Consider the following 24,915-nt stretch of genomic DNA (forward strand, 5'->3'; position numbering starts at 1 on the left):
TTACTGCCAGTTCGCAGCGATCACCACCTCCAGTTGCGCCTTCTGCTCGGGCGTCAGGTTGGAGCTGCCACCGGCCGGCGGCGCAAAGGCCGCCATGGCGTTGACCAGGTTCTGCACCTGGCTGTCGAGCAGCACTTTCCCGTCGGCCGACTCAACGCGCTCCACGCGGGCTGCGTTCGATGAATACCAGCCCTTGATCGAGACTTTGTCCGCCGGGTTGTCGGTCGAAATCTCCAGATCCGTCCCTACCTGGCGGAACCACAGTTCGTTGGCGTCGATATCCCCACCGAAACGCAGCACATCGGTGACCCCTGAGTAGGTTGAGGTCTCGATGAGGGTGTCGTGACCGTCCCCTGCATTGAACAGGTAGGTGTCCGAGTAGTAGCTGCCGTAAAGCGTATCGCTACCCGTTCCGCCCGCCAGCAGATTGCCCTTTGCAGTACTGGCTACCTTGAGCGTGTCATCACCTGCACCACCAAACAGCTGGTTAGTACCAGCGCCGCCGTCCAGCAGGTCATTACCGTCACCGCCGTAGAGGCTCTCGTCCCCAGCCCAGCCGTTCAGTGTGTCGCCCTGGGCGGTGCCCAGCACGACGATCTGGCTCTGAATCTGGTTGACGTCCCAGCTTGACCCATCGGCGAACTCGATGCGCTCGACCCGGCTGCTATCTACCGCCGTGGCGGTGGATGCCGTGGTGTTGAACCAGTTCTTCACGGTGACCTGATCGGCGCCATTGCGGTGAGCGAAGACCAGGTCGACGCCGACCTTTTGCACCTGGATATCGCTGGCTGCGACGCCTTCACCGAAGCACAGGGTGTCCGTTACGTTGGAGTAGGTAGACGTTTCGACGACCGTGTCCTTGCCGTCGCCCAGGTTGAACACGTAGGTATCGGCGTAATAGCTGCCGAACAGCGTGTCACTCCCGGTTCCGCCAGCCAGCAGGCTGCCTTTGGCGGTGGTTGCCACCTTGAGCGTGTCATCACCTGCACCACCAAACAGCTGGTTGGTACCGGCGCCGCCGTCCAGCAGGTCATTACCGTCACCGCCGTAGAGGGCTTCGTCACCGGCCCAGCCGTTCAGTGTGTCGGCCTGGGTGGTGCCCAGCACGATGATCTGGCTCTGGATCTGGTTGACGTCCCAGCTCGACCCATCGGCAAACTCGATACGCTCGACCCGGCTGGCATCGACCGCCGTGGCGGTGGATGCCGTGGTGTTGAACCAGTTCTTCACGGTGACTTGATCGGAGCCATTGCGGTGAGCGAAGACCAGGTCGACGCCGACCTTTTGCACCTGGATATCGCTGGCAGCGATGCCTTCGCCGAAGCGCAGGGTGTCCGTGATGTTGGGGTAGGTGGAGGTCTCGACGACCGTGTCTTTGCCATCGCCCAGGTTGAACGCGTAGGTATCGGCGTAATAGCTGCCGAACAGCGTGTCACTCCCGGTTCCGCCTGCCAGCAAGCTGCCCTTGGCGGTGGTTGCCACCTTGAGCGTGTCATCGCCTGCACCACCAAACAGCTGGTTGGTACCGGCGCCGCCGTCCAGCAGGTCATTACCGTCACCGCCGTAGAGGGCTTCGTCACCGGCCCAGCCGTTCAGGGTGTCGGCCTGGGTGGTGCCCAGCACGATGATCTGGCTCTGGATCTGGTTGACGTCCCAGCTCGACCCATCGGCAAACTCGATACGCTCGACCCGGCTGGCGTCGACCGCCGTGGCCGTGGATGCCGTGGTGTTGAACCAGTTCCTCACGGTGACCTGATCGGCACCGTTGCGGTGAGCGAAGACCAGATCGACACCGACTTTCTGCACCTGGATATCGCTGGCAACGATGTCATCGCCGAAGCGCAGGGTGTCGGTGACATTGGTGTAGGTGGACGTTTCGACGACCGTGTCCTTGCCATCGCCCAGGTTGAACACGTAGGTGTCGGCGTAGTAGCTGCCATGCAAGACGTCATCTCCGAGACCGCCACTCAGGGTGTTGTTCTTGGAACCGTCGGCGACGACGATGAAGTCCTTGCCAGCTTTGCCGCTGATGACGTTCGTCGTCCCGGAACTGGCGTTGATCGACCACTCGGTACCATCGGCGAACCTGATGGTTTGCACCGGGCTCGAGCTGCTTGCTGTCGCTGCCGAGTAGAAGAAGTTCTCGATGGTGACCTTGTCATCGGTGCCGATGGTGAGAACCAGCGAACTGCCGCTGCGGTACGAAGAAACATCTTCGGGACGGATGCCTTCCGCGAACAGCAAGGTGTTCAGCTTGGACGCCGTCTGGTCGCTGAAGCCCTTGATGATGTCGCTGCCATCGCCGCGCGTAAACACAAAGGTGTTGTTGCCGGCACCGCCGTTCAGCACGTCATTGCCCTGGCCGCCTACGAGGGTGTCGTCGCCGCCTTCTCCCGCTAGCGTGTCGTTGCCGCTGCCGCCATTGATGGCATCGGCATTGGCATAGCCGGTCAGGCTGTCATTGCCTGCCGTTCCAAGCAGGGCCAGCTCCTTGACCGTGGCGATGTCCCAGACGTTGCCGTCGATGAAGCGGATTTCCTCCAGCTTGTAGCTGCTGGTGCCATCGGCATTGAAGTAGTTGGTGACAGTGATGCGGTCTGTACTGCCGACCAGGCTGAGGATCAGGTTGGTGCCGGAGCGGGTGACGACGATATCGCTGGCGGTGATGCCGGCGCCGAACTCGATGGCATCGACCTTGGCGGTGCCGGCATCGTTGTTGTTGATGCTGTCCTGGCCCCAACCACGGGCAAAGCGATAGGTGTCACTGCCACCTTCGCCGCTCAGGTTGTCGTTGCCGGTGCCGCCTTCGAGGATGTCGTTGCCGTTCCCTCCGAAGAGGTTGTCGACACCTTCACCGCCGTAGAGGGCGTCGTTGCCTTCGCCGCCGTACAGGCTGTCGTTACCCACGTCGCCTTGCAGCAGGTCGTTGCCGTCCTCGCCGTAGAGGCGGTCGTCGCCCAGCTCGCCGTTGAGCTGATCATCGCCGGCTGCGCCGTAGAGGGAGTCGTTGCCAGCGCCACCGTTGAGTACATCGTCGGTTGCATAGCCCGTCAGTGTGTCGTTGCCGGCGGTATTGAGCAGGGCCAGTTCCTTGACCTGGGCGACGTCCCACACATTCCCATCGATGAAGCGGATTTCCTCCAGCTTGTAGCTGCTGGTGCCATCGGCATTGAAGTAGTTGGTGACAGTGATGCGGTCGGTACTGCCGACCAGGCTGAGGATCAGGTTGGTGCCGGAGCGGGTGACGACGATGTCACTGGCCGTGATGCCGGCGCCGAACTCGATGGCATCGACCTTGCCGGCACCGGCGTCGTTGTTGTTGATGCTGTCCTGTCCCCAGCCACGGGCGAAGCGGTAGGTGTCACTGCCACCTTCACCGCTCAGGTTGTCGCTGCCGGCGCCGCCGTCGAGGATGTCGTTGCCGTTCCCACCGAAGAGGTTGTCGATGCCTTCACCGCCGTAGAGGGCGTCGCTGCCTTCGCCGCCGTACAGGCTGTCGTTACCCTCGGCGCCTTGCAGCAGGTCGTTGCCGTCCTCGCCGTAGAGGCGGTCGTCGCCCAACTCACCGAACAGCTGGTCATCACCGGCACCGCCGTAGAGCGAGTCATTGCCGGCGCCACCGCTGAGCACATCAGCGGTCGCATAGCCGGTCAGCGTGTCGTTGCCGGCGGTATTGAGCAGAGCCAGTTCCTTGACCTTGGCAATGTCCCAGACGCTGCCATCGATGAAGCGGATTTCCTCCAGCTTGTAGCTGCTGGTGCCATCGGCATTGAAGTAGTTGGTGACAGTGATGCGGTCGGTACTGCCGACCAGGCTGAGGATCAGGTTGGTGCCGGAGCGGGTAGCGACGATGTCACTGGCCGTGATGCCGGCGCCGAACTCGATGGTATCGACCTTGCCGGTGCTGGTGTCGTTGTTGTTGATGCTGTCCTGTCCCCAGCCACGGGCGAAGCGGTAGGTGTCACTGCCACCTTCACCGCTCAGGTTGTCGTTGCCGGCGCCGCCGTCGAGGATGTCGTTGCCGTTCCCACCGAAGAGGTTATCGACGCCTTCACCGCCATAGACAACATCGTTGCCTTCGCCGCCGTACAGAGTGTCGTTACCCTCGGCGCCTTGCAGCAGGTCGTTGCCGTCCTCGCCGTAGAGGCGGTCGTCGCCCAACTCACCGAACAGCTGGTCATCACCGGCACCGCCGTAGAGCGAGTCATTGCCGGCGCCACCGCTGAGCACATCAGCGGTCGCATAGCCGGTCAGCGTGTCGTTGCCGGCGGTATTGAGCAGAGCCAGTTCCTTGACCTTGGCAATGTCCCAGACGCTGCCATCGATGAAGCGGATTTCCTCCAGCTTGTAGCTGCTGGTGCCATCGGCATTGAAGTAGTTGGTGACAGTGATGCGGTCGGTACTGCCGACCAGGCTGAGGATCAGGTTGGTGCCGGAGCGGGTAGCGACGATGTCACTGGCCGTGATGCCGGCGCCGAACTCGATGGCATCGACCTTGCCGGTGCTGGCGTCGTTGTTGTTGATGCTGTCCTGGCCCCAGCCACGGGCGAAACGGTAGGTATCGCTACCGCCTTCGCCGCTCAGGAGGTCGTTGCCAGTGCCGCCGTCGAGAACATCATTGCCGTCGCCACCATAGAGCGAGTCATTGCCTGCTCCCGCCAGCAGCAGGTCATTTCCGCTGTTGCCGTACAGGCGATCATTGCCGTCGCCGCCATCCAGGAAATCGGCACCGTCGTTACCGGTCAGGGTGTCGTTGCCGGCTTCGCCAAACAGGAAGTCGGAGCCGGAGCTTCCTACCAGGCTGCTATTGGCGATGGTGTCGAAGACCACGTTGCTGGCCGCTCCCAGTTGCGCTTTCAGCGCCTCGACCTGGGCTGCATCCAACTGGCGGACCCAGTTGCCGGCAATGGCGATTTCATTGGCCGCCCAGCCCGCAGTACCTGCAATGGCCGAGCCGAACTCGAGCACGTCGACAATCGCCTTCACCGGGGAGTGGGCGTGGGTCTGGGCGAACTTGTCGAGGGCTGCAGTGAAGTCCAGGGTCAGCGTGTCCTGGGTCAGTACCAGGGATACGGCATCCAGATAGGGCTTCAGGCGGGTCTGCAGCAGCAGGCCGTTATAGACCGAATCCAGCAGGGCCTGGTAGGCCGCACGGATGTGTTTCTCCTGGTTCGGGCCGAAGGAGAAGTCCTCCTCCGTAAGGTAGAAGGTCGAACCAAACGCCAGCGAGCCTCCGGCGCTGCCGGATCGCGATTGCACCCCCGCGACGTACGAGAGGTTGATCTTTCCATCCTTGTCGTCATCGGTAACAGGCTTGAAGTCGAAGAAGTACTGGCCGTTGAACACCTCCAACACACGCACCATCTCCAGCAGCTCTTTCTTGCGGAGCTGGTCGGCGGTGGGCGAGGTGTCCTGGCCGGTACCTACGGGAATGCCGTTGGTCCCGCCGCTGACGTTCGAGCCGCCGCTGCTGGTCCCTGCTGCAAAACCCTTCTTCTTCACTTCCCAGGAGTAGTCGAACTCGATCTTGTAGGTCTTGCCTTCGGCCAGGTCCGAGATGCGTTCATCGAAGGTGCGGAAGCTGGCGCTTTCGGCCCAGGCCCGGACCAGTTGATCCAGCAGCACCTGCTGGCCCACCCGGGTATCGGCCTGGGAGTAGGTGGCAAGCGCGTTGCTCAGGGAGTTGCTGCTGGCCGCAGCCTCGCGCAGATCGCGTACGGCACCTGCGCCGCGCATATCGGCCACCCCGGCAAGGTTGGCCGGAATCTCGATCGAGTCGGCGAACTCGCGATAGAAGGGGTTGTTCTCGAAGTAGACATCGCCCGATACGCCGTTGCCACCGCCGTGGGCAGCATCCCATTTGAAGGTGCCGAAACCGTCGATGTGGTTGTCGTTGCCCAGGGCCTGCTTCTTGCCATCCGAGCCGGTGGCGATGCTTTCGATGCCCAAGTCCTGCAAGGTGAACAGCTCGCCAGACTGGCTGATACCGTCACCGTTCAAGTCGCGCCAGACGCGCAGATCACCCCATACCGCGTCGTTGGCATCCAGCTTGCCGTCCGCATTGCCGTCCACGGCCTGCATCGCGGCGAAGCCATCCTTGGCCTTGGTGCCATCGGCCAGCAGGGTGTTCTCGCCGAACAGCTCATGGCCATTGTCGATGGCGCCGTTGTGGTTGCGATCCAGCACGAGCAAGCCGTCGTCCGGCTTGACCCAGCCGGAGCCGTGCTTGTTGCCATCGCCATCATGGTCGAACAGCGTCTGGCCCTCGGCGCCATAGGTTTCGATACCGTCGCCGTCCAGGTCCAGAACCATGGGGGAGGCGGTTTTCAGGGCTGAGTCAAAGTTGGTGTTGACCTCCTTGTCCATCTGCTCGATTTCAAACGCGCTCCTGTTCTTCCACCACCAGACGGGCCCGACGGCATCCTGCGGGATGTCATCGGCCACACCGGCCTTGTTGAAGAACTTCAGCAGCAGCTTGGCGGGTTTGGAGGCCGCCCCGGCGCCTGCGGCTTCCAGCCCTTCGTCCAGAGCCTCCAGCGCATCGTGCGCCTCACCGGTACTCATGCCGACGGTATTGCCGTTGACCACCTCATCCTTGGTGTTGATCTCGATGCGACGGCCCTGGTCGTTCTCGACCACAACGACGTCACCATCCCTTCCTACGTATCGCCACATTGCCTCGTCTCCTTGACTAGAAATATCCAACCCACCAGTAGCTCGAATGAGCCGCTGGTCATTTCCAAAACACTCATCCTGATGGGGGCGAGGCGACAGTCATCCGCACAGCTCGGCAAGCCGCGTGATCCATGGAACGTTGAAGTTTCTACCGAGCGGAACAGAACACCCCTGGTACCCCAGGTCTCCACACAGCGAACAGGAGCGCCAATGGGCGCTCCTGTCGTTATCGCTGATGCAGGTCAGGCCCAGTTCGCGGCGATCACTACCTCCAGCTGCGCCTTCTGCTCGGGCGTCAGGTTGGAGCTGCCACCGGCAGGCGGCGCGAAGGCCGCCATGGCGTTGACCAGGTTCTGCACCTGGCTGTCGAGCAGGGTCTTGCCGTCGCCGGACTTGATGGTCTCGATATGGTTCGAGGTGCTCGAGTACCAGTTGCTGATGGTGACCTTGTCGGTGGAGTCGCGCAGGGTCAGTTCCAGGTTGCTGCCGTTGCGTTGGAGCCAGAGGTCGTTGGCGGAAATGTCCTGGCCGAAGAGAAGGGTGTCGCTGCCATCTGCATCGGCTACCAGGTCCTGGCCATCTCCTTTGGCAAACAAGTAAGTGTCATTACCGTAGCTGCCATTGAGGCTGTCGTTGCCTTCTCCCCCATCGAGGATGTCGTCACCGGCAGCACCGTTCAGTATGTCGTTGCCTGCCAGGCCCTTGAAGTGCACGGCATCGTTGCCATAGATCCCGAAGCCGTCGTCACCGGCTGTGCCGGTGACTCCGAGTTCCATTTCCAGGCTGTTGAAAGTGCGGCTGCTGCCATCGGCGAACTCGACTTTTTCTATCCGCATATACGGATTGGTGTACCAGTTGGTAAGCGTGATGCTGTCGGTGTCGCTGTAGTGCAGGGTGAGGTTTCTGCCTTCACGGCTCATGCGAATGTCGGCGACATCTATGCCTTCGCCGAAGCGAATGATGTCGGTGTAGAGATAGTTGTCGGCGGTGTTTACATAGGTCTCGGCCAGTGTGTCCTGGCCATCACCGAGGCTGAAGACGTAGGTGTCACCGCCGTCATGACCGTCGAGAGTGTCGTTGCCCTTGCCGCCGATAAGGACATCATCGCCGTAGCCGCCGAGGATGGAGTCGTTGCCCGCGCCACCGAGCAACGTGTCATTACCGGCGCCCCCATTGAGGCTGTCGTTGTCGTCACCGCCATCGAGGATGTCGTCACCGGCGGCGCCGTTCAGTACGTCGTTGCCTGCCATGCCTTTGAAGTGCATGGCATCGTTGCCGTAGATCCCGAAGCCGTCGTCACCGGCGGTGCCAGTGACCCCGAGTTCCATTTCCAGGCTGTTGATGGTACGGCTGCTGCCATCGGCGAACTCGACCTTCTCGATCCGCACATACGGATTGGTGTACCAGTGGGGGATCGTGATGCTGTCGGTGGCGCTGTAGTGCAGGGTGAGGCTTCTGCCTTCACGGCTCATGCGAATGTCGGCGACATCGATGCCTTCGCCGAAGCGAATGATGTCGGTGTAGAGATAGTTGTCGGCGGTGCTTTCATAGGTCTCGTCCAGGATGTCCTGGCCATCACCGCGCTTGAAGACATAGGTATCACTGCCGTCATGGCCGTTGAGAGTGTCGTTACCCCAACTACCGAAGAGGACGTCATCGCCGTGGCCGCCGAGGATGGAGTCGTTGCCAGCTCCTCCGAGCAGGGTGTCATTACCCGCGCCCCCATTGAGGCTGTCGTTGCCATCACCGCCATCGAGGATATCGTCACCGGCAGCACCGTTCAGCGTGTCTTTGCCTGCCAGGCCCTTGAAGTGTACGGCATCGTTGCCATAGATCCCGAAGCCATCATCACCGGCGGTGCCAGTGACCCCGAGTGCCATTTCCAGGCTGTTGATGGTGCGGCTGCTGCCATCGGCGAACTCGACCTTCTCGATCCGCATATACGGATTGGTGTACCAGTTGGTAAGCGTGATGCTGTCGGTGGCGCTGTAGTGCAGGGTGAGGTTTCTGCCTTCGCGACTCATGCGGATGCCAGCAACATCGATACCTTCGGAGAAGCGAATGATGTCGGTGTAGAGGTAGTTGCCGCTGGTGTTTTCATAGGTCTCGGTCAGGGTGTCCTGACCATCACCGAGGCTGAAGACGTAGGTATCACTGCCGTCATGGCCGTTGAGGGTGTCGTTGCCCTTGCCGCCGACGAGGGTGTCATCGCCATAGCCACCGATGATGGAGTCGTTGCCACCTAGCCCAAGTATGTAGTCGTTGCTTGCCGTGCCGATCAACACGTCATTGGAGGCGTTACCCAACTGAATATGCTGAGGGTTGAACTGGGATAGTTGATTGCGAAGTCTATTGAGCTCTTCGGCGGACAGTTGCTCTGCTAATGCAGGGATGAAGGACATTTTAAGTGAATCTGTGGTTTTTTTGTCTGTCCAGATTCGGGAGAGATCCAGTGCGTCGTTAATAGCGTTGAATGGACTGTCATTCGCCGTAGCGGCGAATAGCGCGTACATCCGATCGTAGTCAAGCTCCAATCCAGTGGCCGTGAAATTCAGATCAATCGAGTCTGTATACGATTTCAAGCGAGTCTGCAGTAGCAGGCCGTCATAGATGGACTGTTTGAGGCTTTCATAAGCCTGATTCAGCAAGCTGGTCTGGCCAGCGTTGAAGCCAAGTTGGTTTTCATCAATTACAACACTGCCTTGGGTTGTGCTGTAGCTGCTATTACTGCTAGCGGTACCTACACCGAGCGACAGCGTCAGACTGTCGGTGTTTGAGCCAACCTTGCCGAACTTGAGGATGTTCTGTGCATTGAAGACTTCCAGCGCTTTCACACGCTCAAGAAACTTCTGGGTGTTCTGCTGCGCTTCGGTCGGTTGAGCACCGTTGGCCTCCCAGGAGTATTGGAAACGCACATCGGTGGTGCCGTCATCCAGCGCGTCGATGCGTTCATCGAAGGTCTTGTAGTCGGCGCTCTTGGCCCATTCGGCGATCAGCTGATCCAGCAAGCCCATCTGTTCTTCGCGGGTCTGTGCCTGGGCGTAGGTGGCCAGCAGGGTCTTGAGTTCGGCGTTGAGCATCGAGGCTTCGCGCAGGTCACGGACTGCACCGGAACCTTTCATGTCTGGCAGGGCCTTGGCCGTGTCGTCCAGGGCGATGGAGTCGGTGAACTCGCGATAGAAGGGGTTGCTGGCCAGGTCCAAGTTGGCGGCCAGGCTCTGGTTGGCGTTGACGGTGCCTTCACTGCCATCTCCACGAACGAAGCTGCCGACGGCGCTGATCAGGTTGCCGTTGGAGTTGTGGTTGCTCGCCGTCGAATCCAGGTTGATGGCGACGATGTTGTGTTCGACCAGGGTCTTGAGCTCGCCTGCCTGGGCGATGCCGTCCTGGTTGGCGTCCTGCCAGATCTTCACATTGGCGAACTGGGTGTCCTGGGCATCGAAGACGCCATCGCCGTTGCTGTCGAAGTCCTTGAGCGCATCGAAGCCATTGCTGGCTTTCTGGCTGTTGGCCTTGACGGTGTCGACGCCGAACAGCTCGCCGCCATTGTCGATCTGGCCATTGCCATTGCGGTCCAGCACGAGGAAGCCATCATCACCCTTGACCCAGCCGGTACCGGTCTTCAGGCCATCGCCATCGAAGTCGAAGGTGATGCCTGCATTGGCGCCGACGGTTTCGATGCCGTCGCCGTCTAGGTCGAGACTGAGGGGATCACGGCGTTCGACGAAGGCGTTGGCTTCATTGAAGTGTTGGTTGGTGGCCACACTAATTTGTGAGCCGGCATCGGTGCCATTGATGGCTGCATCAATTTGAGCCTGCCTATTCTTCAGGGCAGAGAAAGCGTTTCCTGCTAGACCACTTGAGACAAAACCATCTTCTTCAGGATCGAACATGTCAGCTGGATCCCAGTAGAAATCTTCCAGCTCGCCCTTAAATTCGATGAGACCGCCAAGGAAGCTGATAGATGCTTCGCCGGAGAATTTGAAGGCGCGATTGCCATCTTCATCAATACCTGTACTCACGGCTAACTCACTGGAATACTCAGTTCCCCCAATGACTTTTCCCGATAGGCCAATAAACATGGAGTTGTAAACGATCTTGTTGTTCTCGTCTATCGTTCCCTTGTTTCCGAAATGAAGCGTTGCTAGTCCGCCACGAATCGGAACGTTAACCTGTTCGGTGTATTTGCCTGTCGCGGGCTCGTAGCTGATGCCGAGTATGCCAATATCGCCGCTGACTTTTGCTATTCCATCAGCGTCAATTTCAATTGTTGCGCTGTGATTGTTGCCCTCGGCTGTTACGGATAGCGTGCCGTTGCCATTGGCTTTGACGTTCAAATTATCTGACATTTTGAATTCCTTTTAATGCTCTGATAGTTCTGCAGCGTGTTATGGCGCGCGATTGCTTTGTGAGGGGCGGAATGATCACCGCTCCCCCAAACTCTCATCCTGGTATTCCTTCAACGGACTCAGGAAATAATCGATCACCTTCCTCTTATCCGTCTTCACTTCCGCCCGCACGGCCATGCCGGGGGAGAGTTCGATGCGGTTGTCGCCGACCTGGATGCTGTTTTCCTTGAGCAGGATGCGGGTGCTGTAGACCAGGCCGCGTTTTTCGTCGTCGATGGCGTCGTTGGAGATGCTTTGCACGGTGCCGTGCACCACGCCGTATTTGGTGAAGGTGAAGGTTTCGACCTTGATCTCCACTTCCTGGCCGGGGTGGACGAAGCCGATGTCCTTGTTCTCCAGCATGGCTTCCACTTCCACGGGCTGGTCGCTGGGGACGATGACCATCAGTGGCTGGGCTTCGGTGACCACGCCGCCGTTGGTGTGGATGGCCAGTTGCTGCACGGTGCCGTCCACCGGGGCGGTGAGGCGCATCAGGCGGTCGCGCTGTTCGGCCTTCTTCAGTTCCTGGGCGAGGGAGGCGGCGCGTTGTTCGGATTCGTGCTGCAGGTCGAGCATGGCGCGGCGGGTCTGGGCCAGTACGGTGTTGCGCTGGCGTTCGGCGGCGCTGCGGGCGGCGGTGAGTTCGATGACGCGGGCCTGCTGGATGGCCAGTTCGCGCTCCTGGTCGAGGCGTGCCTGTTCTTTTTCCAGGTAGGCGTGCTTGGCCACATAGGCCTTGTCCAGCAGGCGCTTGTAGTCGGCGGAGAGCTGGCGGGTGATGGGCAGGGATTCCTCCAGCTTGGCCACCCAGGCCTTGGCCGCCTGGATTTCGGCGACGCGCTGGTCGATCTCCGAGTCGGCCTGGTCGAGGGTGCTGCGCAGTTCCAGGTATTGGCCCTGCAGCCAGCGCTGGGCGGCCAGTTGTTGCTCGGGGCTGGCCTCGGGGATCAGCGCGGCGAGGGAGGTGGGTTCGCCGCCGTCCTGGATGGCGTCGAGCAGGGCGCGGGCGCGGGCGCTGTCCACCTGGGCGGCGAGCAGGTCGCTCTTCAGGCGGTCGACGTCGGCGCCGGTGATCTGCGCGTCGAGGTCCACCAGCAGGTCGCCGGCCTTGACCTTCTGCCCGTCGTAGACGTGGATCGCCTTGACCACCGCCACCTCGCTGGGCTGGATGATCTTGGTCTTGCCGCTGGGCACGATCTTGCCGGTGGCGGTGGCCACCACGTCGATCTCGCCGACGCAGGCCCAGATCAGCGCGAGCACGGCGAAGGCGATGATCGCCCACTGGATATAGCGCGGCGCCGGGTGCGGCGGCTGCTCCTGCAGGGCCAGGGCGGCGGGGAGGAATTGCACCTCGTGGCTCAGGCGCTGCGGGGCGTCCATGGCCTTGCGGTGGCGCCAGGCGTGACGCCAGGCACTGCGGTAGCGGTTGATCAGTTCGCGTTTTGCGCTCATGGCCTGGGCATCCGTGCATGGGGGGCGAGGCTCGCCCCGGCCCTCTCCCGGCGGGAGAGGGCGTGGGTTTGTTCGGTCTGGGGTTGCATGCGTCTCAGCCCTGTTGCAGGCGGTGCAGACGCGAGTAGTGGCCGGCTTGGTGGGTCAGCAGTTCGGCATGGGTGCCTTGCTCGACGATCTGCCCGCGGTCCATCACCAGGATGCGGTTGGCATCGCGTACGGCGGAGAGGCGGTGGGCGATGATGATCACCGTGCGGCCTCGGCAGATGTCCTTCATGTTCTGCTGGATGATGCGTTCGGACTCGTAGTCCAGCGCGCTGGTGGCCTCGTCGAAGATGAGGATGCGCGGGTTGCCGATCAGCGCCCGGGCGATGGCCACGCGCTGGCGTTGGCCGCCGGAGAGCGAGGCGCCGTGCTCGCCCACCACCGTGTCGTAGCCCTCGGGCAGTTCGAGGATGAACTCGTGGGCACCGGCCAGCTTGGCCGCCTGCATCACCACCTCGATGGGGGCGCCCGGGTCGGTGAGGGCGATGTTCTCGCGGATGCTGCGGGCGAACAGCATGTTGTCCTGCAGCACCACGCCTATCTGCCGGCGTAGCGAGGAGACGTCCGCCAGGGCCAGGTCCATGCCGTCCACCAGCACCCGCCCGCGCTCGGGCGTGTAGAGGCGTTGCAGCAGGCGGGTGAGGGTGCTCTTGCCGGAGCCGGAGCGCCCGACCACGCCGATCACCTCGCCGGCCTGGATGCTCAAGCTCACCCCGCGCAGCACCTCGGAGCCGTCCGGGCGGTAGCGGAAGTGCACCTGGTCGAACTCGACGTTGCCACGGATCGGCGGCAGCGCACTGCGTGCTGCCTGGGACAGCTCGGTGCGGGTGTTGAGGATGTCCCCCAGGCGCTGCACCGAGACACCGGTCTGCTGGAAGTTGGTCCACAGCTGGGCCAAGCGCATGATCGGCTGCGACACCCGCCCGGCGAGCATGTTGAAGGCGATCAGCTGGCCGACGCTGAGGTCGCCGTCGATCACCAGCCGCGCACCCAGCCACAGGGTCGCCACGGTCACCAGCTTGCCCACCAGCCCCACGCCCTCGTTGGCGATGGTCGACAGGGTCTGGGTCTTGAAGCTCGCTGCCACGTAGCCGGCCAGCTGGTTGTCCCATTTGCGGTTGATCTGCGGTTCCACCGCCATCGCCTTGAGGGTGTCGATGCCGTTTACCGTCTCCACCAGGAAGGCCTGGTTCTCCGCACCGCGGGCGAAGCTCTCGTTGATCCGTGCGCGCAGCACGGGGGTGATGATCAGCGAAATGAGGAAGTACAGCGGCAGCGACAGCAGCACCACCAGCGTCAGCCAGCCGCTGTAGAAGAACATCACGGCGATGAACACCACCGAGAACAGCACGTCCAGCACCAGGGTGATGGCGTTGCCGGTGAGGAAGCTGCGGATGTTCTCCAGCTCGCGCACCCGCGCCACCGAGTCGCCCACCCGGCGCGCCTGGAAGTAGGCCAGCGGCAGGGTCACCAGGTGGCGGAACAGCCGGGAGCCCAGCTCCACGTCTATGCGGCTGGCGGTGTGGGCGAACACGTAGCTGCGCAGGCCCGACAGAGCCGTCTCGAACAGCATGATGCCGAGCAGGCCGATGGCGATCACATCCAGGGTCGACAGGCCGCGGTGCACCAGCACCTTGTCCATCACCACCTGGAAGAACAGCGGCGTCAGCAGCGCGAAGATCTGCAACACGAAGGACACCAGCAGCACTTCGCCCAGCAGCTTGCGGTATTTGACGATGGCGGGGACGAACCAGGTGAAGTCGAACTTCGCCAGCTCGCCGGCCAGGGACGCCTCGGAGCGGATCAGGATCAGCTCGCCGCCCCAGCGCTCGGCCAGGGCCTCGAACTCCAGCACCTCCGGGCGCTGGGCACGCGGGTCATGGATCAGCGCCTTGCCGTCGTCCAGCCGCGCGATGATGAAGAAGCCGCCCTCGCGGTCACAGGCGATCGCCGGCAGCGGCGTGCGCTCCAGGCGGGCGATGGTGCTGCGCGCAGGGCGTGCCTTGAGGCCGAGCTTCTTGGCGGCGAGCAGGAGCTCGGCCTTGCCGAATGGGCGGCCGTCTTCGGCGAATTCGTGGGCGAGTTGTTCGGGGGAAGCGGCGACGTTATGGAAACGCGCGAGCATGACCAGGCACGCGAGGCCCGCATCGAGCCCTTGCCCTGGCTCGTTAGGGGTGCTGTCCTGCATCAGGATTCCGTCCTTGGTAGTGGCATAGCGCCATGCAATGCGCGCGTCATTCTGCCAATACCCGCTCGGGCCGCAAAGCCGCTAGTTGATGAGCGGTTCTCATTCCTGATGGCGAAAGTGAGCAAGGCCCGATTTTGACCGGTCGGATGGGTTCGCCGGGCGATCTTCCCGGGCGAAACGGGCACAACTAGCTACATTTTCCTCAGGCAGCCGCAGCGCTGCGCATTACGGGTCAGCGGTCGCCAGGGAATCGACGACGCGTTGGCCGCCCGTTTCCGGGTTTCGCGTATTCAATTCAGGGAAGGCCGATGAACGCCACCGCCAGCATCGACGAACGCAGTTTCCGCCGTATCCTCGCCCGCAACGTGGCCCTGCCAATTGGTGTCGGCGTGCTCGGCGCCACGCTGTTCATCGCCCTGATCGGCTACCTGCTCTACGTGCTCAGCTGGGTCGAGCACACCGACAAGGTCATGGGCAAGGCCAACGAGGGCTTCCGCTACACGCTGGACCGCGAATCCAGCCTGCGCGGCTACCTGATCGCCGGGGAGGAGGTGTTCCTCGACCCCTTCGAGGACGCCGGGCCGCGCCTGGCGTCGCGGATGGACGAGCTGGCCGAGCTGGTCAAGGACAACGCCGTCCAGTTGGAGAAGGTGCGTCGCATCGAATCCATGCAAGAGCGCTGGAGCACCTTCGCCCATGAGATGATCGAGCGCCGCCGCGCCAACCAGGACATCACCACCGCCATCCGCGAGAAACGTGGCAAGCAGTTGGTGGATGGCATTCGCCAGACCTTCGCCGAGTTCATCACCGCCGAGCAGCAACTGCGCCACGAGCGCAACGAGCGGGCCAGCAACACCGCCGTCTTCACGGTGGTTGCCTACCTGCTGTTCAGCTTTGCTTTCAGTGGGCTGCTGGCGTACTTCGGCCGGCGCGAGCTGCTGGGCCTCTCCAGCACCTACGGCGCGACGCTGGAACGGCAGCTCGCCGACAACCAGAAACTGCAGCAGCAGGCCTGGCTGCGCGAGGGCCAGTCGCACCTGGCGGAGTGCATCATCGGCCAGCAATCGTCCACCAGCATCGGTCGCGCGGTGCTGGATTTCCTCGCTCAGTACCTCGGCATGGTGGTGGGGGCGCTCTATGTGCGCCAGGAGGATGGCGAGCTGCGCCGCGTGGCGGATTACGGCTTTTCCCCCGAGGAACAGGCCCGCGACCAGGCCTTCGCCGATGGCGCGGGGATGGTCGGGCAGGTGGCGGTCGAGCGCCGTACCCGGGTGCTGGAGGGACTCGCGCCGAGCTACCTCAAGGTCAACTCCGGGTTGGGCAGTGACGAGCCGGTTTCAGTGCTGCTCGCGCCCACCGCCACCGAGGGTAGCGTCAACGGCATCGTCGAGCTGGGCTTCCTGCGAGCGCTGGATGAGCGTGACCAGGCCTTCCTCGATGCCATAGGCGGCAGCCTGGGGGCCTCCCTCGAGGCGGCGCGCTACCGCCAGCGCCTGCACGACATCCTCACCGAGACCCAGCAGCTCAACGAAGAGCTGCAGGTGCAGCAGGAGGAACTGCGCACCGCCAACGAAGAGCTGGAAGACCAGTCGCGGGTGATCCGCGAATCCCAGGCCAGCCTGGAGACTCAGCAGGCGGAGCTGGAACAGACCAATGAGCAGCTCAACGAGAAGACCCTGCGCCTGCAGGAGCAGCGCGACACCCTGGACGAGCGCAACCACGCCCTCGACCAGGCGCGCAAGGAGCTGGAGCGGCGTGCCGACGAGCTGGAGCGGGCCAGCCGCTACAAGTCCGAATTCCTCGCCAACATGTCCCACGAGCTGCGCACCCCGCTGAACAGTTCATTGATCCTCTCCAAGCTGCTGTCGGAGAACCGCAAGGGCAACCTCGACGAGCAGCAGGTGAAATACGCCCAGCTGATCTACTCCTCCGGCAATGACCTGTTGCGCCTGATCAACGACATCCTCGACATCGCCAAGGTCGAGGCCGGGCGCCTGGAAATCCGTCCCGAGCAGACCGAGCTGGTGCGCCTGGTGGAGGGCCTGGAGAACCTCTTCCGGCCGCAGGCGGCGGAGAAGTCGCTGGTCTTCGAGGTGCAGGTGGAAGCCGCCGCGCCCAGGCAGTTCTTCAGCGACAGCCAGCGGGTGGAGCAGATCCTCAAGAACCTGCTCTCCAACGCCTTCAAGTTCACCCAGGAGGGCAGCGTGCGCCTGCGTGTGCGGCCCGCCGACAATGGCATCGCCTTCGATGTCGCCGACACCGGCATCGGCATCAGCGAGGAGCAACGGGGCTTCATCTTCGAGGCCTTCCGCCAGGCCGACGGCACCACCAACCGGCGCTTCGGCGGCACCGGCCTGGGCCTGTCCATCTCGCGCAACCTGGCGGAGATGCTCGGCGGCACCATCGAAGTCAGCAGCGAGCCGGGGCAGGGCAGCCTGTTCACCCTCTGGCTGCCGGAAAACTACCTGGCCAAGGAAACCGCACCAGCCCCCGTCGAGCCCGTGCAGTTGCCCGAGCCACCGCGCCTGGGCGACGAGAAGCCGGAGGCGCCGAGCTTCCCCGACGACCGCGAGCTGCCCCACCGGGGCGGACGCTGCGTGCTGGTGATCGAGGACGAGCCCAAGTTCGCGCAGATCCTCTACGACCTGGCCCACGAACTCGGCTACCGCTGCCTGGTGGCCCACAGCGCCAGCGAGGGCCTGCGCCTGGCCGGCGAGCACGGGCCGGATGCTGTGCTCCTCGACATGCGCCTGCCGGACGACTCCGGCCTCTCGGTGCTGCAGCGGCTCAAGGAGAGCTCGCGCACCCGGCACATCCCGGTGCACATCGTTTCCACCGACGACCGCACCGAGCCGGCGCTGCACCTGGGCGCCATCGGCTACGCGCAGAAACCCACCACTCGCGAGCTGCTGGTGGACGTCTTCTCGCGCCTGGAGGCCAAGCTCACGCAGAAGGTCAAGCGCGTGCTGGTGGTCGAGGGCGATGCGTCCCAGCGCGATAGCATCGCCCGCCTGGTGGGCGACGAGGACATCCAGGTGGTCACCGCCGAGCGCGGCCAGGAGGCCCTGGAACAACTGCGCGAAACCCAGTTCGACTGCATGATCATCGACCTCAAGCTGCCCGACATGCATGGCAACGAGCTGCTCAAGCGCATGGCCGCCGAAGACCTCGGCGCTTTCCCGCCGGTGATCGTCTACACCTCGCGCAACCTTACCCGCGACGAGGAGGAGGACCTGCTCAAGCACTCGCGCTCGATCATCATCAAGGGCGCACGCTCCCCCGAGCGGCTGCTGGACGAGGTCACGCTGTTCCTGCACAAGGTCGAGTCGTCCCTCTCCAGCGACCGCCAGCGCATGCTGCAGACCGCGCGCAATCGCGACAAGGTGTTCGAGAAGCGCAAGGTGCTGGTGGTGGACGACGACGTGCGCAACATCTTCGCGCTCATCAGCGCGCTGGACGAGAAGGGCGCCCAGGTGGTGACCGCGCGCAACGGCCAGGAAGCCATCGATAAGCTTGACGAGAACCCCGACATCGACCTGGTGCTAATGGACGTGATGATGCCGGTGATGGACGGTTTCGAAGCCACCCGGCGCATCCGTGAGGAGCCACGCTGGGCCAAGCTGCCGATCATCGCCGTCACCGCCAAGGCGATGAAGGACGACCAGGAGCAATGCATGCGCGCCGGCGCCAGCGACTACCTGGCCAAGCCCATCGACCTGGAGCGCCTGTTCTCGCTGATCCGCGTGTGGCTGCCGAAGCTGGAGCGCTTCTGAAGCAGGGCGCGGCGAGGGTCGCCGCGCCGCTATTCAGTTGCGCAGTTCACGGATCTCGCTGGTCAGGGTGTCCAGGCGCAGCAGGCGCCCGGTGTGGTCGAACAGCCGCCAGTCGTGCTCCAGGGAGCGGCTTTGCAGTGGCGTATCGGACGGCCATTCCAGCTCGGCGCAGGTCTTCAGGGTGCGCGGGTTGAGCAGCCGCCAGTGCGTCATCTCCGTATCCGTCGCTGTGCCGAGGAGCAGCCAGCCGTCGGCCAGCTTGAGGTTCGTCTTGTCGACCTGGTCCGCGCTGACGTCCGGTAGGGCGATCTCGCGGCTGCCGCCGTGGGTGTGTATCAGCAGGCTCTGCTCGCCCGCCTCGTTGCCGCGGAACCAGACTTCCAGCAACCCGCCGTCCGGGTTGGGGACGTAGAACCCCCCTTCATGGCGGGACGGCAGCACCTCGTAGCGATGGGTCAGGCGCCGCGTTGGCAGCGCGTAGCGCCAGAGCTCGGTGCCGCCGCGGCCATCTTCCACCAGCCATTGCTCGAAGCCGGCGCAGCCCTGGAAGGCGAGCAAGTGCCCCGGCAGGTCGCTGACGTGCCAGACCACGGCGAAGGCCCGGTCGACATCCACCACGCGCACGCTGCGGCTGTTGCCGATGGTCCAGGAGGTGCCGTCGAATTCATAGGCGTGGAAGTCCATCGCCAGCACGCCGAGGTCGGTGGCCTTGCGGCTGACCAGGTCGAGCTTGGTGATGCGCCAGACCTGGTCGCGCCGGGCCAGCGCCAGGGCCGCACGGCGGTTGCGGGCGAGGACGATGCGGTGGCCGGGCTCGGCGAAGCGGAACAGCGTTCGGCCCAGGTCGTCCAGCACCGCCAGGCCGGCTTCACCCAGGGCCACCAGGGTGCGTCCCTCGGCCAGGGGCGCGGCGTCGAGGATGGCCCGTTGGCCGGCCGGCGGAGCCTGCCACTGCAGCGGCGGGTTCTGTTGCAGCAATGGCGAGGCGTCCTGTTCCGGCAGCCCCTTGGGCGGCAGATCGGCTTGCAGCAGCTTGTCCTGGCTGAGGTTGAGCAGGCTCTGCAGGTCGCGCCGCGACAGGTTGACCCGGCTCCGGGCGTGGTCTTCCAGCAGGGGCGGCAGTACCAGCCGCGCCAGTCGTTGCAGCTGTTCGTTGCTGCGGGCGCGGGGCACGGTGCCCACCCGGTTCAGCGCCTGGGCCAGGGCCAGGCGCTCGCCGGCCAGCGTCGGGTCGTCACGCAGCGACTTCAGCCGTGCCGCGTAGGCATCCAGGGTGTCGGGCAGCAGCACGGCGCGCTTCACCAGCGCCTCGGCACTGAGGCCGCCGCCGGCTTCCTCGGCGCACAGCAGCCACTGGGCGGCCAGCGCCTGCTTGTCCGGCAGCGGCCAGATGACGTCCACGGCTTCCAGCCAGTCGCCCCGGGCCACCAGCATCTCGGCCCAGTCCTGGCGCAGGCGCTGCGCGGCCTGGGGCCATTTCTTCCCGAGCATCTCCACGGCATTGGCGAAGGCGTTGTCGCGGCGCGCCACCTGCAGCGCGGTGCGCCAGTCGCCGGCCAGGCAGTGCAGGCGCACGATGCTGTCGGCCGGCATGTCCCAGGCCAGCGCCAGGTCGGCGGCCTGGCGGAAGCGCAGGTGGCGCTCCAGGTAGTCCAGGGCTTCCTGGCGAGCCTTGAGCAGCTCGGCGAGGATGAACACCGCCTCGTCGATGCGCCCCTCGCGGTCGAGCTTCTCGAAGTGCTGGCGATAGAGCGTGCGCAGGTGCGCTTCGAGGTCCTCGCCCAGGGAGATGGCGGTGCCCGGGCCCGTGCGCTTGCCGAGGTCGAGATCGTCGCGCCGCGTCGGCGTGCCGAAGGCCTGGCCCAGGTTGCCCTGCTCGCCGCCCAGGGGCAGCGCGTGGCGCAGGGCTTCGGCGATGTCGCCTTCCTCGAACATCTTCAGCATGCGCCGCATGTAGGCACTCTGGCGGCGGTTGAGCAGCTCGCTGAACTTCGAGGTGATGGCCAGGGAGGTGAGGAAGCGCCGCCAGGCGCTCGGCCCGCGTGGAGCCTGGGTGGCGCGGGACTTGATGGGCGGGGCGGCAGGGGCCGGTACCTGCGCCGCCGCTTGAGCAGGCGCCGAGGGCTGGGCGGTCCAGCCTTGCGGGTCGCCCTTGAAGAAGCGTCGCAGCGCGGCGAAGAACAGCATCGCGATAAGCACCGCAAGGGTGACCAGGATGACGATCAGCACGGTGTCCGAGCCGTCGCTCGGCGCTTCCACTATCGGTGCCGCGCTGAGGGTGGGCGGCGGGAGGTTCGTCGGTTGCCTCATCGCATCGCGGATGAAGTTGCCCACCATCATGATGGCGAACAACGACAGCCAGAACGCCCAACTGGCGCTGATCCCCGACTTGCCGGAGACAGCGCGCGAGGGGGCCTTGCGCGGGGCAGGTTTGCTGGCAGTGCTTTTGCCGGCGGCGGCCTGTTGTTGCAGCAGCGACTTGAGGAAGGCGTCGCGCTCCGGGCTCGGCGGCTTGACCTTGCCATCGAGGATGGCGTGGATGTCCTTGATCGGCGGCAGCACCTCCAGCATCGGCGGCGGCAGGATGGCACGGCAATCGTAGGTGTCCAGCAGCGGGTAGCCGTCGAGGGCGATGTGTTCCTCCAGGGCCAGGCGTCGGGCATCGGCCAGGCGCAGCGCCTGCACCCGGCCGCCACGCACCAGCCAGAGATCGGCGGCCGGCAGCGTTGCGCGCTCTTCGGCGGTCAGTTCCGCGGAGCACAGACCTCCGTTCTTCAGCGCCAGCAGCGGCCAGCCGACCAGGCCGTCGCAGTCCATGGGGCGGGCGCTGGCGAAACGCAGCAGGTCGCCGTCGGCGAAGCGCCAGGCGCTGGCGTCGGCGTGCCAGTGGTGCAGCAGCAACGCCGTGCGTTCCTCGGCGCCCAGCCAGTCGGCCGGCAGCCAGAGCCCGGCCACCTTGTGGCGGCCCTTGAGCAGCGGCTGGCGAACCTGCGCATCCGGCGCGTTCATGGCTGGGCTCCTGGGTCATCGGCCTGGGTGCATTGGGCGCGCAGGCGCACCACACGATGTTGGCTGCAATAGACCACCAGCTCGCGGGCATGGGTGAGGATGGCCAGCAGGCCGCTGGTGGGGCAGACGCTGAGGCGGGCGATGGGGGCGGGGGAGTCGAAGAACCTGTCGAGGGCGCTGCCGTCGTATAGGCTCAGGCCCTTGCGGTCACTGCTCATCAGCACCAGCGACAGGGCCTGGGTTTCGCGATCGGCCACCAGGCCCTGGGCGCTCCAGCCACCGGGAACCTCGAGCGACCACCTACCTGGACCTTCACCTTCCGGCCTGTTGGGGTGGCAGAGCCGCCAGCGTTCCTGGGGCGTGGTTTCCATCAGCAGGGCGCAGGCCGGCACGAAATACGGGTTAGTGACTCGGGCCATGAAGGCCTTGCTGGCGTCGCCGATCCTGAGTACGCACATAGACATATTGGGCTGGTGGTTCGGCAATACCTCCTCCAGGAAGACACTCCGGTCGTGCTTGTACAGGTAGTAGATCCGACCGTTCTCGAAGCTGGCCATGGCCAGCACATGTGACTTCAGCCGATGCAGCGATGGCGGTTCGTGGCTGGCGGCCTGCTTGTCGCGGTTCCAGTACAGCAGGTGCCCGGCGGCATCCAGCAGGTACAGACGCTGGCCGGCATGATTGCTGTTGACCAGGGCCAGCGGCAGCAGGTTGGCGGTGCCCGGTGGGGCATTCAGATCGTTCAGCGGCGGGCGCTTGATGGCGCCGAAGCCCTGCAACTGCCAGAAGCGCAGGTAGGCGCCGGTGTCCACGATGGCGCCGAGGCTCCTGCCCTGGAAGGCCATGGCCAGCGGTTGGTTGCCGGCGGGCCAGTTCTGCTGGCGCACCTTGGTCGCGATGTTCTTCTTGCTGTGGAGCGGTGGCAGCTTGAAGACCAGCGCGCCCTTTTGGTCGAGTAGCGTCAGCGCCACCATCTGCCCGGAGCGGGCGATCACTGGCGGCAGGGTCAGGGCCACTCGCGGGGCGTGCAGGAGCCCTGGTTGGGCGAGTGCCTGTGGCCCGGGCAGGCCCATCGGACCGAACTGGCCCAGCAGCAGACGCTTGCCGATGGCGGGTGGCGGCAGCGGCAGGTCGAGGCTGCGACGGCTGCGGGCCTGTTGCAGGGCGACCTCCAGCGCCTTGCCATCGAGGTGGGGGGTGATCTGCAGGCCGTGGCTGATGCCCGCGTCTTCGGCCGTACCGCCGATCAGCCAGCGCTCGTCCGGCTGCGCCGGCAGCGCGTCGACCATGGCCTGCCAGGTTTGCCAGTGGGCGGGTTCGGCGGCCGTCCAGCTGCGGGCCTCGAGCACCCGGGTGAGGTCGGCCGGGCCCTGCAGGCCGTCGTGCCAGGTCGGGCGTTGGAGGATGCCCCAGCGCAGTTCGCCGTCGGCTTCCCGCGCGCGGCGGGCGAGGAGGATCAGCATCGCCAGGTGGGCCAGGCGCGGTGCGCCCAGTTGTCGGGGGCCGGCATCGAACAGGGCGACGATCAGCCGGCTGCTGTGTCGTGCGCGCTGCTGGGGAGCGAGGAACAGGTGCTCGCCGCCGGCCGCGCGGCGGAGGAATTCATCGGGGATTTCGTCGGCCAGCAGCCATTCGCTGGAGAGCAGCCGCTCATAGGGGCCGCGTCGTTGCAGGTCGCCCAGGCCATCGGGTTCGGGCGGGCCGTTGGGGGTGCGCTCGCGGAAGGGGCCGACCAGGGCTTGCAGGCGGCCGAGCATCGCGACGAGCTGTTCGGCGAGTTCCGGGGCCACGCCTTCCAGCAGGGGGTGCCAGGGCTTCAGGGCGTCGGGCAATTGCATGGTCAGCGTTCCTGCCAGTGGTCGAGGATGCGCGCCAGGTGGCCCTCGGAGAGCGGCAGCTGGCGGTCCAGCGGCACCGCCCTGGCCGGCGTGGGCCAGAGCAGCAGGGGAGCGCGGCCGTGGCGCTGGGTGAGGGCGCGGGCGAGCAGGTCCAGCGGCGCATCGGGGCTCAGCCGGGTCGGCAACCAGAGTTCGGGGGCCAGCTCGCACGGGGCGGCGTAGTCGATGCCGTCCACCCAGGGCAGGGCCGCGGGCTCGCCGATCACCACCAGCAGGTCATCGCTGGCGGTGGCGTGCAGGCTCGCCAGCTGCTCGCCGGGCAGGGCGGACAGGCGCGCATGCAGGCGCCGGGCGGCTTCGCCCCAGGCCACGGCGGCACGGGGTTCCAGGGCCTGGGCGCGGGGTTGCCAGCGCCAGGCCTGCTTCAGGGGGCTCATGCGGGTGTGGCGAGGCGGGCGACCAGGCGCTCACGCAGCTCGGCCAGCATCGGCGGCAGGGCGTCGGCGAGGAAGTTGGCGTCGATCTCCCGCAGCACCGCTTCCACGCTCGCGCCTTGGGCGTCGTCGAGGCAGGCGCGGGCTTCTTCGGCCAGGCGGCTGACCCGCGACAGCGGCTGCAGGGTGGCTTCTTCCACGGCGTTGAACAGGTTGTCGTTGCTGGCATGGGCGAACAGCTCGCGCAGCACTTCGCGGCCGTGCTGTTGCGCCTCCTGGGTCGGCAGCACGTAGAGCAGCGGCCAGAGGTCGGCCTCGCTGGCGTGCAGGCGCCCGCCGAGCAGCGCGGCGGCGGCGATCAGGCGCTGGGACTTGACGATGCGGCGGTCCGAGAGCTGCACGCCGGCCTGGCGCAGGCGGCGGATGGCATCGGCCAGTGCCGGGCGCGCGGCGTCCAGGTTCACCGTCTTCATGGCGCGGCTGAGGGTGTCGAGGTAGCCCAGGTTGTGCTGCCCGACGATGGGCGTCTGCTCGGCCTGCCAGCCGCCGGCGAGCATGGCTTCGAGCTGGTGGTCCGGCACCGCCTCGACGAACAGGTGCAGCAGGAAGCGGTCGCCGAAGGCGGCCAGTGCCTCGTCCTCGGGCAGGCCGTTGGCGGCGCCGACGCAGACCCGCAACGGGCAGTCGAGCTGGGTGTGGCCACGGCGGAAGCGCCGTTCGTTGAGCACGCCGAGCAGGGTGTTGAGGATGGCGGTGGAGCCGAGGAACACCTCGTCGAGGAAGGCGATATCGGCTTCCGGCAGCATGCCGCTGACGTCGGTTTCCACGGTGCCTTCGCGCAGCTTGCGCAGGTCCACCGGGCCGAACAGTTCCGACGGCTCGGTGAAGCGCCCCAGCAGGTACTCGAAATAGCGCCCGCCCATGGCCTGGGCGACGCGGCGCACCACGGCGCTCTTGGCGGTGCCGGGCGGGCCGACCACCAGCAGGTGCTCCTGGGCCACGGCGGCGAGGACGATGAGTTCGGCGAGCTGGTTGCGGCCGATAAGGCCGGTGGTGGCGGTGCGGATGGCGTCCCTGATGTGCCGGGCGGCCTCGTGGATATCGTTCAAGACT

General features: G+C 64.8%; 9 protein-coding genes. 1 reads left to right on the plus strand and 8 read right to left on the minus strand.

Features of this window, described 5'->3' with window-relative positions:
- From PI990_RS12005 to PI990_RS12020, 4 genes are all read right to left on the minus strand, one after another.
- Nucleotides 1–6,675: a calcium-binding protein gene (locus PI990_RS12005; protein WP_271660730.1), complete on the minus strand. Its 6,675-nt coding sequence runs from the start codon at nt 6,673–6,675 to the stop codon at nt 1–3.
- A gap of 242 nt (nt 6,676–6,917) precedes the next feature.
- Nucleotides 6,918–11,024, minus strand: a complete 4,107-nt coding sequence (locus tag PI990_RS12010) for a calcium-binding protein (RefSeq protein WP_271660731.1) — start codon at nt 11,022–11,024, stop codon at nt 6,918–6,920.
- 75 nt (nt 11,025–11,099) lie between these two features.
- Nucleotides 11,100–12,515, minus strand: a complete 1,416-nt coding sequence (locus PI990_RS12015) for an HlyD family type I secretion periplasmic adaptor subunit (RefSeq protein ID WP_043242904.1) — start codon at nt 12,513–12,515, stop codon at nt 11,100–11,102.
- Nucleotides 12,516–12,609: 94 nt separating this feature from the next.
- Complete coding sequence (locus tag PI990_RS12020; protein ID WP_271660732.1) at nt 12,610–14,748, minus strand: type I secretion system permease/ATPase; 2,139 nt, start codon at nt 14,746–14,748, stop codon at nt 12,610–12,612.
- A gap of 308 nt (nt 14,749–15,056) precedes the next feature.
- Here PI990_RS12020 and PI990_RS12025 point away from each other — a divergent pair, with 308 nt between their 5' ends.
- Entirely contained in the window at nt 15,057–18,521 is a 3,465-nt protein-coding gene (locus PI990_RS12025) for a response regulator (RefSeq protein WP_271660733.1), read from the plus strand.
- A 33-nt stretch (nt 18,522–18,554) separates the two neighbouring features.
- On the opposite strand, the gene PI990_RS12030 is transcribed toward PI990_RS12025, so the two are convergent.
- Genes PI990_RS12030 through PI990_RS12045 form a run of 4 tightly spaced genes read right to left on the minus strand, consistent with a single transcriptional unit; the run spans nt 18,555 to nt 24,911 of the window.
- Nucleotides 18,555–21,530 (minus strand): bpX6 domain-containing protein, encoded by a 2,976-nt coding sequence (locus PI990_RS12030; protein ID WP_271660734.1) that lies wholly within the window; start codon nt 21,528–21,530, stop codon nt 18,555–18,557.
- The gene (locus PI990_RS12035) at nt 21,527–23,368 is read right to left on the minus strand and encodes a hypothetical protein (protein ID WP_271660735.1); all 1,842 of its coding nucleotides are present in this window, start codon (nt 23,366–23,368) and stop codon (nt 21,527–21,529) included. Before PI990_RS12035 ends, PI990_RS12030 begins: the two co-directional genes overlap by 4 nt.
- A 2-nt stretch (nt 23,369–23,370) precedes the next feature.
- Nucleotides 23,371–23,805 (minus strand): bpX5 domain-containing protein, encoded by a 435-nt coding sequence (locus tag PI990_RS12040; protein WP_271660736.1) that lies wholly within the window; start codon nt 23,803–23,805, stop codon nt 23,371–23,373.
- Nucleotides 23,802–24,911 (minus strand): AAA family ATPase, encoded by a 1,110-nt coding sequence (locus PI990_RS12045; protein WP_271660737.1) that lies wholly within the window; start codon nt 24,909–24,911, stop codon nt 23,802–23,804. The genes PI990_RS12040 and PI990_RS12045 overlap by 4 nt, the downstream gene beginning before the upstream one ends.
- Nucleotides 24,912–24,915 lie beyond the last annotated feature (4 nt).

Source organism: Pseudomonas sp. TUM22785, from assembly GCF_028198105.1.
Classification (GTDB): domain Bacteria; phylum Pseudomonadota; class Gammaproteobacteria; order Pseudomonadales; family Pseudomonadaceae; genus Metapseudomonas; species Metapseudomonas solani.

Bases quoted from the DNA above. Each gene is read 5' to 3' on its own strand.
- PI990_RS12025 (WP_271660733.1), top strand. From the start codon at position 15,057: ATGAACGCCACCGCCAGCATCGACGAACGCAGTTTCCGCCGTATCCTC.
- PI990_RS12035 (WP_271660735.1), bottom strand. From the start codon at position 23,368: ATGCAATTGCCCGACGCCCTGAAGCCCTGGCACCCCCTGCTGGAAGGC.
- PI990_RS12020 (WP_271660732.1), bottom strand. From the start codon at position 14,748: ATGCAGGACAGCACCCCTAACGAGCCAGGGCAAGGGCTCGATGCGGGC.
- PI990_RS12010 (WP_271660731.1), bottom strand. From the start codon at position 11,024: ATGTCAGATAATTTGAACGTCAAAGCCAATGGCAACGGCACGCTATCC.
- PI990_RS12030 (WP_271660734.1), bottom strand. From the start codon at position 21,530: ATGAACGCGCCGGATGCGCAGGTTCGCCAGCCGCTGCTCAAGGGCCGC.
- PI990_RS12015 (WP_043242904.1), bottom strand. From the start codon at position 12,515: ATGAGCGCAAAACGCGAACTGATCAACCGCTACCGCAGTGCCTGGCGT.
- PI990_RS12040 (WP_271660736.1), bottom strand. From the start codon at position 23,805: ATGAGCCCCCTGAAGCAGGCCTGGCGCTGGCAACCCCGCGCCCAGGCC.
- PI990_RS12005 (WP_271660730.1), bottom strand. From the start codon at position 6,675: ATGTGGCGATACGTAGGAAGGGATGGTGACGTCGTTGTGGTCGAGAAC.